This window comes from Vibrio sp. 1CM24A (assembly GCF_023161725.1).
Classification (GTDB): Bacteria; Pseudomonadota; Gammaproteobacteria; order Enterobacterales; family Vibrionaceae; genus Vibrio; species Vibrio coralliirubri.
Window position 1 is genome coordinate 170,767 of the sequence record NZ_JALNTS010000009.1, and the last position, 12,084, is coordinate 182,850.

General features: G+C 45.4%; 13 protein-coding genes. 2 read left to right on the top strand and 11 right to left on the bottom strand.

Going from position 1 to position 12,084, the window contains the following annotated elements:
• Window positions 1–115: 115 nt before the first annotated feature.
• Window positions 116–700: a LysM-like peptidoglycan-binding domain-containing protein gene (locus MSG38_RS19725; RefSeq protein WP_048605967.1), complete on the top strand. Its 585-nt coding sequence runs from the start codon at window positions 116–118 to the stop codon at window positions 698–700.
• Between the two features lie 59 nt (window positions 701–759).
• Here the strand turns inward: MSG38_RS19725 and MSG38_RS19730 are convergent, their stop codons facing one another.
• From MSG38_RS19730 to MSG38_RS19780, 11 genes are all read right to left on the bottom strand, one after another.
• Window positions 760–1,608, bottom strand: coding sequence for a DMT family transporter (locus tag MSG38_RS19730; RefSeq protein WP_248339176.1), 849 nt, complete (start codon window positions 1,606–1,608; stop codon window positions 760–762).
• Window positions 1,608–2,060, bottom strand: coding sequence for a GNAT family N-acetyltransferase (locus tag MSG38_RS19735; RefSeq protein WP_248402438.1), 453 nt, complete (start codon window positions 2,058–2,060; stop codon window positions 1,608–1,610). Before MSG38_RS19735 ends, MSG38_RS19730 begins: the two co-directional genes overlap by 1 nt.
• 57 nt (window positions 2,061–2,117) lie before the next feature.
• The gene (locus MSG38_RS19740) at window positions 2,118–2,684 is read right to left on the bottom strand and encodes a Crp/Fnr family transcriptional regulator (RefSeq protein ID WP_248402439.1); all 567 of its coding nucleotides are present in this window, start codon (window positions 2,682–2,684) and stop codon (window positions 2,118–2,120) included.
• A gap of 71 nt (window positions 2,685–2,755) precedes the next feature.
• On the bottom strand, window positions 2,756–4,510 hold the full coding sequence (locus tag MSG38_RS19745; protein WP_248402440.1) for a lysophospholipid acyltransferase family protein: 1,755 nt from the start codon (window positions 4,508–4,510) through the stop codon (window positions 2,756–2,758).
• A gap of 12 nt (window positions 4,511–4,522) precedes the next feature.
• Entirely contained in the window at window positions 4,523–4,966 is a 444-nt protein-coding gene (locus MSG38_RS19750; RefSeq protein ID WP_248402441.1) for a hypothetical protein, read from the bottom strand.
• A 10-nt stretch (window positions 4,967–4,976) separates the two neighbouring features.
• Window positions 4,977–5,414 carry a YHS domain-containing (seleno)protein gene (locus MSG38_RS19755; protein ID WP_248402442.1) on the bottom strand — a complete coding sequence of 146 codons (438 nt, stop codon included), beginning with the start codon at window positions 5,412–5,414 and terminating at the stop codon, window positions 4,977–4,979.
• A gap of 12 nt (window positions 5,415–5,426) precedes the next feature.
• Complete coding sequence (locus MSG38_RS19760; RefSeq protein WP_122082847.1) at window positions 5,427–6,176, bottom strand: NRDE family protein; 750 nt, start codon at window positions 6,174–6,176, stop codon at window positions 5,427–5,429.
• Between the two features lie 2 nt (window positions 6,177–6,178).
• Window positions 6,179–6,721 carry a hypothetical protein gene (locus MSG38_RS19765; protein ID WP_048618622.1) on the bottom strand — a complete coding sequence of 181 codons (543 nt, stop codon included), beginning with the start codon at window positions 6,719–6,721 and terminating at the stop codon, window positions 6,179–6,181.
• Between the two features lie 19 nt (window positions 6,722–6,740).
• Window positions 6,741–7,874 carry an ATP-grasp domain-containing protein gene (locus MSG38_RS19770; protein ID WP_248402443.1) on the bottom strand — a complete coding sequence of 378 codons (1,134 nt, stop codon included), beginning with the start codon at window positions 7,872–7,874 and terminating at the stop codon, window positions 6,741–6,743.
• Window positions 7,871–8,458, bottom strand: a complete 588-nt coding sequence (locus MSG38_RS19775; protein WP_248402444.1) for a DedA family protein — start codon at window positions 8,456–8,458, stop codon at window positions 7,871–7,873. The genes MSG38_RS19770 and MSG38_RS19775 overlap by 4 nt, the downstream gene beginning before the upstream one ends.
• Before the next feature lie 285 nt (window positions 8,459–8,743).
• Window positions 8,744–10,720 (bottom strand): bifunctional 2',3'-cyclic-nucleotide 2'-phosphodiesterase/3'-nucleotidase, encoded by a 1,977-nt coding sequence (locus MSG38_RS19780; protein ID WP_248402445.1) that lies wholly within the window; start codon window positions 10,718–10,720, stop codon window positions 8,744–8,746.
• A 414-nt stretch (window positions 10,721–11,134) separates the two neighbouring features.
• Here MSG38_RS19780 and cysD point away from each other — a divergent pair, with 414 nt between their 5' ends.
• The gene (gene cysD, locus MSG38_RS19785) at window positions 11,135–12,079 is read left to right on the top strand and encodes a sulfate adenylyltransferase subunit CysD (RefSeq protein WP_348983507.1); all 945 of its coding nucleotides are present in this window, start codon (window positions 11,135–11,137) and stop codon (window positions 12,077–12,079) included.
• The last annotated feature ends 5 nt before the right edge of the window (window positions 12,080–12,084 follow it).

Sequence of the window (12,084 nt, forward strand, 5' to 3'; positions counted from 1 at the left end):
CCAAATCACAGCCATGTCAATTTTCTCGCTTTGGGCCTTGTTGTGACGGAAAGATCTATACTGTTGGTACTTTGGTTTTTATACTGTAGTTATTCAATGTATAGGACGCAGTGGTATGAATCGTCGTCAAAAGAAAAAACAGAAAGTTGACCACTTAGCAGAATTCAAGGATCGACTGAATCAGGTCAAAGAGAAATTGAGTTCGATCGATGTGAAGAAAATGAAAACCTCAACAGCGCAAACTTGGGGTTCATTGCCGAAGTTACACCAAAGACTGTTGATGGTGATTTCTCCGATCGTACTGATATTACTTTTTGTACCGCTACCAGAACCAAAAGTAGACACCGCTCCAACAACATCGCGCGTTGAGCTTGAAATAAACACCGTCGGCTTAAGCGAACAGCAAAATGCCAAGAGCAGTTCATCAGAACCGAGTAACAAAAATTGGCAGGAGTACCTTGTTAAGCAAGGGGATACGTTAGCGCAGGTTTTTCGAAACAACGATTTGCCATTGTCTGACTTGAATGCGTTAGTGCGTATTGAAGGTGCAGATAAGCCACTCAGTCAGATTCGTAAAGGCCAACTGGTTCGTTTCAAACTTGCTGAAACTGGGCAGTTGGACATTCTTCAGCTAGAGAAAGGCGACACTTCGGTGATGTTCTTCCGCTTATCCGATGGTGGCTTCGGTCGCAGTAAGTAGATGAACTGTAAACCTGAGTTAAAGCACTTCACCAGACACAGATAAACGATAGAAAAGAGCTAAGCATTAGCTCTTTTTTTTGGTCGCTTGAAAGGGGCGAGTGGCAAGATGATAAGCATGATTCCGATAAAGGTTAATGTATCTGGAATCTCATCGAACCATATCGCACCTATTAACGCCACAAACACCAATCCTGAATACTCAGCCAAGGCAATTTGGCTAGAGTGTGCTTTTTGATAGGCTGCAACCGCAAGGCCGTTGTAGCTCAATATGAGTGTTGCACTCAGGGCTATGTATCCCAAGTGCTCCACAGACACCGGCTGCCAGTATAAGAAGCACAGTACTAATGAGGCTGGAATAGAGAATAAGGTTGTCCACCACAGCGTAGTGACCACCGTTTGCTCACTAGGAAGCTTTCTTACCAATACATTGAATAGTGCGAGGGTGAGTGCTGTCCCCAAAGCAAACAGTGCTGCCCAATGAAATTGTGATGGCCTCAAAACAATCAATGCGCCAATAAAACCTATGGTTGTGGCGATAACCTTTCCGAGTGCCGGTTGCTCTTTCAATAGCAACATTGAGAGCGGCAACATCAGTAAAGGCGCGACATAAAATACTGCGTTGGCGGTTGCTAAAGACAAGTGAGTGATCGCGACCACCATACATCCACTGCCGATCAGAATTAACTGACCTCGAATGAAGGTTACCTTAGCCTGCTGTAAGCGTCGTTGTTCTTTTTTCTGCTGAAGCCACAAAGGGGTGATGATGAGCAGAGATATCAACTGTCGGAAAAAAATATACTGCAAGGGCGGTACTTCGCCATTTAACAGCTTTACCGCTACGTCGGAAAGTGAGGCAAACAAGTTACCTGCAACCAACAATAGAATACCGGCAGTGATATTCGTCATTATTTTTCTAATCTCATGTCTATATGAGGAATGTCATCTTCGAGGTACATAGCCGAGATGGTCTTGAAGCCGTGGCTCGCATAGAAGTTTTCTAGGTGTTGCTGCGCGCCAATATCAATGGCCGTATTTGGCCAAAGAGCCTCGCAGCGTGTTAATGCTTCTTTGATTAATTGATGTCCCAAGCCATCACCTCTTGCTGATTGCTTGGTTGCGACTCGGCCGATGCTGGTGTTGTCGTAAGAGGTACCTGGTGGTAATAAACGTGCACACGCTACCAACTCTTCATCAGAATAGCCAAGCAGGTGCTCAACACCTGCGAGTGTATCTTTTCCGTCGAGTTCTGGATAAGGACAAGTTTGCTCCACCACAAATACATCGACTCTTAATTTAAGTAGTTGATAAAGCTGTTGTGTTGAGAGTTCAGAAAAGGGAATTGAGTGCCAAGTGATCATGTTTACATCCAGAGATTATCGATGCTCTGAATGTACTATGCGCGATGATTGTTGGCATTAACTATTGTTAATTCGACCTTTAATTCTGCTCAGGCTGATTGCGGTTATTCCTAGGTAGGCTGCAATTTGATTGTCATTCAAGCGCTGCTCAAGGTCGGGATAGTGCTCGCAGAACAGCTGATAGCGTTGCTCTGGTGTATAGAGCAGCATGAAGCGTTCTTTGTTTTCCTTATGCATCAGTTGTGTTTCTAACAGCTTTAAATACAAAAGATTATTTGATGCACGCCACTCGATAACCGCATTCATTGGCAGCTCTAACATGGTGATGGGAGTCAGCGTTTCTAATAGGTAAGGGGACGCTTGGCTTTTTATCAGACTCTCAAAGCCGATGATCCAATCTTGTTCCCAATAGAACTCTTTGCTGTATTGCTTACCGTCATTGGTCAAGTAGCAGGCGTGGCACAAGCCTTCAAGTACAAAGTAGATTGAACTCGCCATCTCACCTTGATTGATCAAGATGTGTCTTGTTGGCAGTTCAAGTGGCTTGGCGACAGCAACTAGAGATTCAATCTGGCTTTCTGAGAAGTCGAAGCTTTGTAGTTGTTCGATAAAAGAGGTGTGCATGAAAATAACCTAACCCAAATAAGTGTCGAAATCATCGCACTTATTTGAGTGTAGGTACAGAGTAGGCGAAATCAGCGTTGAGCATGTTGCTCTAGATAGTCTTGAGCAAGCTCTCTGCCCATGTATTTACCCAGAGTCTTCAGTGGTACCTTTTTAAGGTTCACCACAATCAAGCCATCCAAGGCATCATTAAATGATGGGTCGACATTAAAACACACCAGTTTACCGTTCATCCCTAGATATTGGCGCAGCAGCACCGGCAGGCCTTTACCTTGCTCCATGCGTGCTAACACTTTAGAGAGCAGAGGCACACTCGCCAGTGAAGAGAGCAGGTGATTCTGCCAGAACACATGACTACTGGTATTGAGAGGTGACGAAGGTGAAACCAAATTCGCCTTTTCCTCATCGTAGTGATGGATCGATAAGGTGGTCGCGATCAACAGACGCGCATTGTGACTGTAATCATTACTGATACTGACTGGGCCGAACAGATGGGTGTATTGAGGGTGACGAGACACAAAGGTCGCGATGCCTTTCCACAATAGTAACAGTGAGTTCAGGCTCTTTTGGTAAGGCTTACTTACCACTGATCGCCCAAGCTCAATGCTGTTTTCTAACGTATCAATGAATTCTTGGTTGTAGTTAAACAGGCTACGAGAGTAGAGCTGATCAAGCCCGTGCTCAGCGATGAGTTTATCGACCATACCGAGTCGATACGCGCCAACCAGTTCTGCCTTGGTTTTATTCCATACAAACAGTTGATGGTAGTAAAGGTCATACTCATCTAAATCACAGGCCAGCCCGCTGCCTTCTCCGACTTCTCTAAAGCTCTCTTCTCTTACTCGACCAATCTCGCGCATTAAGTTAGGAATAGATTGGCTTGGTGTGCAGTAGACCTCAAAGTCCCCTTGCTCGAGTAACTTCATCTCTTCCGGAAGAGAATCGACCTCTATTGCCAACACTTCTGGCGGAATAGGCGCTATCACTTGGGTATCAAAAGAGGGGGCGTGGATTGGCGTGCTCGGGCTGTCTTGTTGACTCATTAGGTAGGTATTGAGTCGTAGGTAGTTGACGATATCCATCTCTTTTTCAAACGATTTGATCTCTGAATACGGAATCGATGAGCCAATCGAGATAGAGATAGTCGTCGCCTGTTTATTAAGAAGTTCACGCCCGAGTAGAGCGGTTCTTAATAGTGGATGAACACGACCAGCTTGGTAGAAAAACTCGCTGTTTTTACCATTGATAAAGATAGGCACCGTGGTGGCTTGATGACGTTTTACGAATTTGGCGACCGACTTGCTCCACTCGATGTCTGTCAGTGTTTTTGCCCCTTTACGGTAGCTCGATACTTCACCCGCAGGGAATACAATCAGCAGTCCGCCATCAGCCAAATGACGATTGGCGTCTCGAATGGCTTTGGCATTGGTGCGTTTTGATTCTTTACTATTAAAGACATCGACACCGATGAAAAGATCATCCAGCTCCGGCAGGCGCTTAAGTAACTCATTCGCCAACACTTTCACATCCTTCCTTACTGATCCTACGAGATCGGCAAGGATCACGCCTTCGATTGCGCCAAGCGGATGGTTGGCCACAATCACCACTGGCCCTTCTTCTGGGATATTTTCTGTGGTGCCAGATGAAACCGAGTAGTCGATATTGAGCGCCGACAGGGTGTGATGCATGAATTCAAAGCTAGATAACTCGTTTGGTCGATCTTGATAGAGTCGGTCTAGCTTAGATAGCCCAGTTGCCCACTCGACAACAGACTCACCTAAACCAAAAGGCGTGTAACGTGGTAAACGAAAAGGACTATCAATCATAATGAAGCTACCTTATTGACTAAAGTTGTTTAGGAAACCGTCTTGATTCTTGAAATCTTTTACACTTAAAAACGCGCCGAATAACCACACTAGGCATGCCATGCCAAACAATAATCCGCCGTCGTAACCGATAATTTCACCCGCAGCATTGAACTCAGGCATCTGAATACCGAGCGGCGTAAACAGGTGAAAAAATATCGCGCCGCTCATGATCCCCACGCTCATGATGGCACCCAAACCATGCCAACGGGTGAACAGCAAAATGGCTGCAATTAGTTCAGCGAATCCAATCAAGTAACCGCCAAACGAGCCGAACCAACTGAGCCCTGACCATGTCGCGAGCGTGCCAAAGATATGCTCTGTCTCGTATGAGCCGGTGAACTTAAAGAACAACGACTGAATAAACACAAACGCGATAAATGCCGCAGGGATATGTTTGGCTGGAGTGAATGTCATCGTTATTCCCTTACTTAATCAGTTGCGGCCAAACTTTATCGGCTTGTTGGATATGCTGTGCTTGGTCTTGTTCCCAGCGCTGCTTAATCTCTTGGTCGTAGTTGAGGTAAAGCTTGTTATCAACAATCGTCCATTGATGTGGGTCACCCGGTGCAAAGTCACTCTTCGCTGATACTGCCCAAGCGCAATAGCCACCATATTGAGGGGCATATTTTTCAGGATTATTAACAAATAAAGTCAGATTCTTTTCAGAAGAGAAATACCAATCCGCTCCTTTGTACTCAGTGCTGAATTTTTTACTGCCTTCAATGGGCTTACCGGAAGTGAAATACGCGACGGTATCGTAGCCATCGAGCGCCTTACTGCTAAAGAAACCAGTGTAGATTTCATCGGCAGCAAATACGTACGGGCTAACAAGTAGCATGACCATGGTGATTAGTTTTCTCATGATGGACTCCATCTATAGATTGATTGCGGGTGATAAATCAAAGGTAAAGCGCTGCTGATTTATCTGGCATGGTTTTATGGGTTCGCATGGTGAGCCGGGTGCATAAAACATAGAGGCTTGGCCATGCAGATTACGTAAGTGTGTAAAGCTCACTGTATGTGCGTCTTCGCGATGCATACAGGTTGCTAAATGAGGTTGTTCGTTGTGATGGTGAGAGTGAAACTTAAGTAAGTTCTGTTGATTCTTACCTGTTGCCATAAGCTGATCGTATTTTGCTTGTCGGTAAGCTTGCACTCGCTCTAAATCAACACCGGATGAGAACAGTGGAGAATCTGTGTCGACTATTTGCTGTTGAATACCATCCCACATGTAGGCGATAACCAGACCATTGTGTTGGGTTAGATTGGGCGCGAAAGCCAGCAAGGTAAATGGGGCAAAAGAGTGTAGGTCTAGCTTGTGAAATGCTTCAGAGAGCTGACTGATATTACGACTCGATGATAGATTTTTAAGTAGCAAACCGCGGCTTACTAAAGGCCCAACAGGTACTGAGCCTTGATAGTTATTGAGTAGGCACAGCGAAAGCCCGAACTCATTAATACTTATCCAGCTACCGCCGCCAGTTGGGTCGAGTGGCATAATGATATCGACACCGTTGACTCGATATTGTCTGGGTGGCATTGCCAGTGCTCGTGTTTTTTGTTCATCACGATTAAAAAAGACCTGATAACCATTCTCTTCAAGCAGCCAAGATACTGAACACATGATTATTGCTCCCTCAGATAGCTGTTGGTGGTTGGGGCATAACCAAAGGTGTTGCAGGTCTCGACGTCTAGGAAGGTGGTGATCACCTTGATCATCGCGTAATGATGATTGGCATGCAGTGCGGCAAAGGTGACCTCTCTTTCGAGCGTTGAAGGCAGGCTTGCGAACACTTGAGCGTCCATCGAAACTTCGGTTTGGATCATGATAGGCGCTTCGAGATCTCGACGGTCTAATCGTTCAAGCCAGTTGATCACATAGTGGATCTCTTTGACTGCAATAGAGCGGTCGTATTCGACGGGATGACCACGACGACGAGTGTTGTAATCAACGGTCTCATCCTCTTTTAAAATCAAGGCGTGAAAAAGATCCAGTGTGTGACGAGTATGTTCACCGATAGAGCTTGTAACGTGTGGCTTTGCTCGTGTTAGGTAATCGCTGTCAGAAATCGCTAACAAAAACTCTAGACCCTGATTCAATATCTCTACCGCTCCCTTGATGCTAGGAGAGAAAGAAGTAAGGGCGCTCGGTTGGGCTATGGGGTTCATTCATGATCCTCGTGCAAAGTTAGTCGGTAGTCGGATATTGTTGAACAAGACGTCGCTCTTCTTGCCACGCCGCAAATAAGCTCTTGAAAGGAGGGGATTGGTGACCTCGTTGTTTTTGCTGAGCGCCAATATCAAAAAGAATGCGGTATTGCAGGAGTAGCGTAGAAAATATCTCTCGTAATGGGGTGTCGCGATCCCAGATATGTCCAGCCTCACTGCTTGCGCCATTGACCTCAAGAATCGTGAAATCCTCACCGTTCATTAGGCTGTACATGTCTTTAAACTTGACGTCGAGTCGACCAAAGTGAAAGCCATCGAAGTCGTCGAATATCTCATCTAAGCGTTCGGTTAAAGCCTGAGTGATGTATTGATTACCATCTCGGAAGATACAACCACGGCTATGGCTGCCTGCAAACGCGAGTTGGAACTCTTCGTCCTCTGCGAGCACTTGATCCAATTTATCTTCATGCCTTGGTAGATACAGGTGACTAAGCTGCCCAGCACGCGGGCTATTTTCAATTAACTGTTTAAGTGTCGACTTGCCATCACCCATCACCATTGGCGCATATTTGAGTGTGATCGAGATGATCTCACCTTGCTTTTTGTTTGGGTAACGAACGTAGAAAACACCCGCTTCGGCTTGATAAGGCGCCTTTTTCTGCAGTAGAAAGCGAGCATTATTTGGGAAAGATTCAACATACTGCTCAAGTTGATCTTGTGTGTTGATCAGCTTAACACCAACACCTCGACAGCCAAGATCCGGCTTTGCCACGATTGGGAAATCAAGATCCGATTGTATGAGTGCGCTGCGTGCATCTTCGGCTTGTTTTTTACTGCTGAGATCCGTTTTGGTTAGGGTAATAAACGGGGAGATCCAACGCTGACTTGAAGATCCGGCAAGGCTCAATATCTCATGTTTTGATTCGCCTACCATGCCACTTAACTTAATGCTTGGATTGGCGATGAGCGGAAGTGCCCAGTCAAAGTGCCGTAACCCTTGCATCAGGCTTTGAATGACCACTGGCGTGTAGAAGAACCAAGTCGGAAGAAACTCATAAGGAGAGACACTGCGCACGGTATCTTTTTCAAGCAGAGGCATACCTGCATTAATTTGATGTGCGGGAATGATGCGAATATCTTGCGGTGAACTCATGATAGCCCTCTAGAGTAGGTTTTATTCATTAATCGATTGCCGATAAACAGCAAAACGATGGCACACGGAATGACGATCCATTGATATTCAGAGGCTTGCAGCCACGCTGATGTCCCTAAATAGTAGATGGCAGAGAAGACAATGCCAGTCCAGAGCGCAGTTGCGCTGATGACGGCAAATAAGAAAGTAGGCAGTGGGATGGCGAAAAAGCCACTCAGGGTAAAACCAACGGTGCGTAGCCCAGGAATAAAGCGGATAACAAAAAGGCTGCTGAATGCGTTTTGACGTAATTTGGTGCGAAGCGCTCGAAAGTATCGGTTGGTGAGGGCTTTGTAACGAACGCCTCGGAAATAACGGCCTGATTTCCCAAGGTAATAGAGACCGAGATCACCTGTGGCAATGCCGATAAAAATCGCAAGTAACGCATATTGAGGTGGGATGAGCCCTTGAGTGGCTAAACCTGCGGCCGTAACGATGGCCAGATCTTCAAGCAGGTAAGAAAGCGCGATAATGCCAAGCATCAGCCATAGCAGCGACTCCTCCCCTGAATTTAACCATGTTTGAATGCTCTCGACGGTGCCCATCAAATGTCCTTATCTATCCTATAGATGAATGGCTTGTCGGCCATTCATTGAGTGTAGTAAATTAAATAGACAGGAGGAGCTCTGAAAAACTTACAGCGAATTGCTGCTTTTTTACCTTGATTGGATTCAATAGATGATTTGAGATGTGCGATTTAGATGAAGAATGAGCAGGTGTTTAAGGGGAGAAAGTTAAGGCTTTAGACTGAGAATTGAGATAAGAAAAGAAAAAGGCTGAGTCGTTAAACTCAGCCTTTTAGAAGGTTAACTATTGATTACTAGAGTAATCTATTTAGTTAGGTCAATTTGGTAAACGCCGAAACCAACATCGTCAGTCGCAACACGTTTCATTGGATATTGACCCTTCTCTTTGATGAACTGTGCCGCTTTCTCACTTGGCGACGTTTCAAAGCGGATATCTAGCTTTTTATCCGTTTTGATTGGTGCGAATGACCAGTTGTTGTCAGCTGTTGGGCTCACTTGGCCTTGCTCTTTGCTTACGCGAGAGATGTAGTTCGCAAGTACAGTACGGTTCTCATCTGGTGCATCAAATGCAATGAAGTCTTCACCTGTACCAGGGAACTTAGCACTGTATGCACGGTAGTTGTTGGTCGCGATCAGGAAGTCTTGCTTCATGTCGATTGGCTTACCTTGGTAAGTTAGGCCAACAATACGCTGTGAGTCCGGGTTAACGACTTTACAGTTTGCATCGTATTTCGCAGGTTGAGTTACGTCGATTTGGTAATCAACACCGTCGATAACATCGAAGTTGTAAGTACGGAAGTTATCCCACTCGATCAACTGTTGTGGTGCCGTTGAGTTAACATCCACTTGGTTGAACTGACCAGCAGAACACTCAAGCCACTCTTTTACTTCGTGACCAGTTACCTTCATTGCAACTAGCGTGTTCGGGTAAAGATACAAGTCAGCTGCGTTACGGAATGTCAGTTGGCCAGATTCAACTTCAGTGAAGTTCGCTGGGTCATTCTTACGGCCGCCCGCTTTGAATGGTGCAGCAGCAGAAAGTACTGGTGTTCCGTCTAGGTCTGGGTCACCTTGGATGAACTGTTCAACGTAATCTTTCTGTGCAAGGTTAACAATCTGTACTGTTGGATCGTCTTGTACTAGAGACAAGAAGCTGTACATCACGTCGTCTGCTTTACCAATCGGTTGGTTAACAAACTCACGAGTACCTGCGTGGTCTTTTTCTAGTGCTGTTACGATGCCTTCATCAGCTGCAGCAAGCGATTTTTTCTCGATCTTGTCGTAGATAGGGCGTGCTTCTGATTGGCCTTTTACTACTTCCCACTTACCGTCTTTTTGTGCAAGTGTTAGATCCATAACACCAACGTGGCTACCCCAACGACCTGGCATTACTGCCGCAACGCCGTTCATTGTGCCAGTTTCGTTGTCGATGCCTTGGATGTCATCAAAACCTTTACCTGGGAACACTGCGTGAGAGTGGCCGAACGCGATTGCATCAATGCCGTCTACTTCAGATAGGTAGAAGGTTGAGTTCTCTTCGCCATTTTTGTATGGGTCAGTTGATACGCCTGAGTGAGGGATAGCAACGATAACTTCAGCGCCTTCCGCTTTCATTTGAGGCACTAACTCGTTAGCTGTCTCAATGATATCGCGAGCGATTACTTTGCCTTCAAGGTTCTTCTTATCCCACGTCATGATTTGTGGTGGAACGAAACCGATGTAGCCGACTTTTACTTCATGCTCTACGCCAGCAGTATCTTCAAACGTGTGCGTCTTGATGATGTAAGGCGTGAAGTAGTGTTCTTTGGTTTTTGCGTCGTAAACGTTAGCACTGATGTACGGGAAATCAGCGTCGTTGATCGACTCTTCTAGGAACTCAAGACCGTAGTTGAATTCGTGGTTACCTAGGTTTGCAGCGTCGTAGCTTAGCTGGTTCATAGCTTTGTATGCAGGGTGAACTTCACCAGCTTCGATGCCTTTGTCTGCCATGTAGTCACCCATTGGGCTACCTTGCAGCAAGTCACCGTTATCAACTAATACGCTGTTGGTTACTTCGTTTTGAGCTTCTTTTACTAAAGTTGCAGTACGTGCTAAGCCGATTTTTTTCGATGGCTTGTCTTTGTAGTAATCGTAATCCATTAGGTTGGTATGGATGTCCGTTGTCTCTACGACACGTAGTTTAATCACTTCATCGGTATCTGGTGTTGTTGTACAGCCTGCTAGAGTCAAACCAAGACCCGCAAGTACAGCCAATGACAAAGGTTTCATTGCAACTTTCATTTTGTAGCTCCAAAGTGGATAGTAGAAAATTCGTTGCGTAATGTAACAAAATGGAATGAAACAATGATTACAACGAATGTTAATTCGTGACTTAGATCGATTACTTTATGGTGTTCTGCAAGACGCCTCCCAAACCTGCTCAATCGATGCGCAACTGATATCGATAATATTAGTCCATTCATTTCACCTGCTTATCGATGAATTAAATCCCTTATCAGCTTTTCGAATAAAAAATGAAATTTTAGAATTTCCAGTAATATGAGAGGCTCGTCATAATGCCTATATCAAGGACGTATCAGGCAGACGAATAGCAAGGATAGCTCAACACGAAGCTTCTGTTTTCTTCTAGTGCCAATACTCCCATTCACTCAAGTGGATGAGTTAAATCCCATGCTTGGCAAGATCAAGTAATGAATTGCTCGTAACGCGAGCCTTAAAGGAAGCACTGAAATGGACCAAGAACGTTTAACCCACCTAAAACAGCTCGAAGCGGAAAGTATTCATATTATCCGTGAAGTGGCGGCTGAGTTTGATAACCCAGTGATGATGTACTCCATCGGTAAAGATTCTTCTGTGATGCTTCATTTAGCTCGCAAAGCGTTTTACCCAGGCAAGATTCCATTCCCATTATTACACGTTGATACGGACTGGAAATTCCGCGAGATGATTGAGTTTCGTGACCGCACAGCAGAAAAGTACGGTTTTGACCTTTTGGTACATAAGAACCCTGAAGGTATCGAGATGGGTTGTAGCCCATTCGTACATGGTTCTTCGAAACACACAGATATCATGAAAACTCAGGGCCTTAAGCAGGCGTTAAACAAGTATGGGTTCGATGCAGCCTTTGGTGGTGCACGTCGTGATGAAGAAAAATCTCGAGCGAAAGAGCGTGTTTACTCTTTCCGCGATAAGAACCACACGTGGGATCCAAAGAACCAGCGTCCAGAGCTTTGGCACACTTATAACGGTCAGGTTAACAAGGGAGAAAGCATCCGTGTATTCCCTTTATCAAACTGGACTGAGCTAGATATCTGGCAATACATCTATCTAGAGGGCATCGATATTGTTCCACTTTACCTTTCAGACAAGCGCCCGGTTGTTGAGCGTGATGGCATGCTTATCATGGTTGATGATGACCGTATGGAGCTGCAAGAAGGTGAAGTGATTGAAGAGAAAAGCGTTCGTTTTCGTACTTTAGGCTGTTACCCATTAACCGGAGCGGTTGAATCTGAGGCGAATACGCTAACAGGCATTATTGAAGAGATGCTGGTGGCGACGTCTAGTGAGCGTCAAGGTCGAGCGATTGACCATGATCAGTCGGGCTCAATGGAGCTGAAAAAGCGCCAAGGTTATTTCTAAGAATC

Bases quoted from the DNA above. Each gene is read 5' to 3' on its own strand.
- MSG38_RS19725 (WP_048605967.1), top strand. From the start codon at position 116: ATGAATCGTCGTCAAAAGAAAAAACAGAAAGTTGACCACTTAGCAGAA.
- MSG38_RS19730 (WP_248339176.1), bottom strand. From the start codon at position 1,608: ATGACGAATATCACTGCCGGTATTCTATTGTTGGTTGCAGGTAACTTG.
- MSG38_RS19735 (WP_248402438.1), bottom strand. From the start codon at position 2,060: ATGATCACTTGGCACTCAATTCCCTTTTCTGAACTCTCAACACAACAG.
- MSG38_RS19740 (WP_248402439.1), bottom strand. From the start codon at position 2,684: ATGCACACCTCTTTTATCGAACAACTACAAAGCTTCGACTTCTCAGAA.
- MSG38_RS19745 (WP_248402440.1), bottom strand. From the start codon at position 4,510: ATGATTGATAGTCCTTTTCGTTTACCACGTTACACGCCTTTTGGTTTA.
- MSG38_RS19750 (WP_248402441.1), bottom strand. From the start codon at position 4,966: ATGACATTCACTCCAGCCAAACATATCCCTGCGGCATTTATCGCGTTT.
- MSG38_RS19755 (WP_248402442.1), bottom strand. From the start codon at position 5,414: ATGAGAAAACTAATCACCATGGTCATGCTACTTGTTAGCCCGTACGTA.
- MSG38_RS19760 (WP_122082847.1), bottom strand. From the start codon at position 6,176: ATGTGTTCAGTATCTTGGCTGCTTGAAGAGAATGGTTATCAGGTCTTT.
- MSG38_RS19765 (WP_048618622.1), bottom strand. From the start codon at position 6,721: ATGAACCCCATAGCCCAACCGAGCGCCCTTACTTCTTTCTCTCCTAGC.
- MSG38_RS19770 (WP_248402443.1), bottom strand. From the start codon at position 7,874: ATGAGTTCACCGCAAGATATTCGCATCATTCCCGCACATCAAATTAAT.
- MSG38_RS19775 (WP_248402444.1), bottom strand. From the start codon at position 8,458: ATGGGCACCGTCGAGAGCATTCAAACATGGTTAAATTCAGGGGAGGAG.
- MSG38_RS19780 (WP_248402445.1), bottom strand. From the start codon at position 10,720: ATGAAAGTTGCAATGAAACCTTTGTCATTGGCTGTACTTGCGGGTCTT.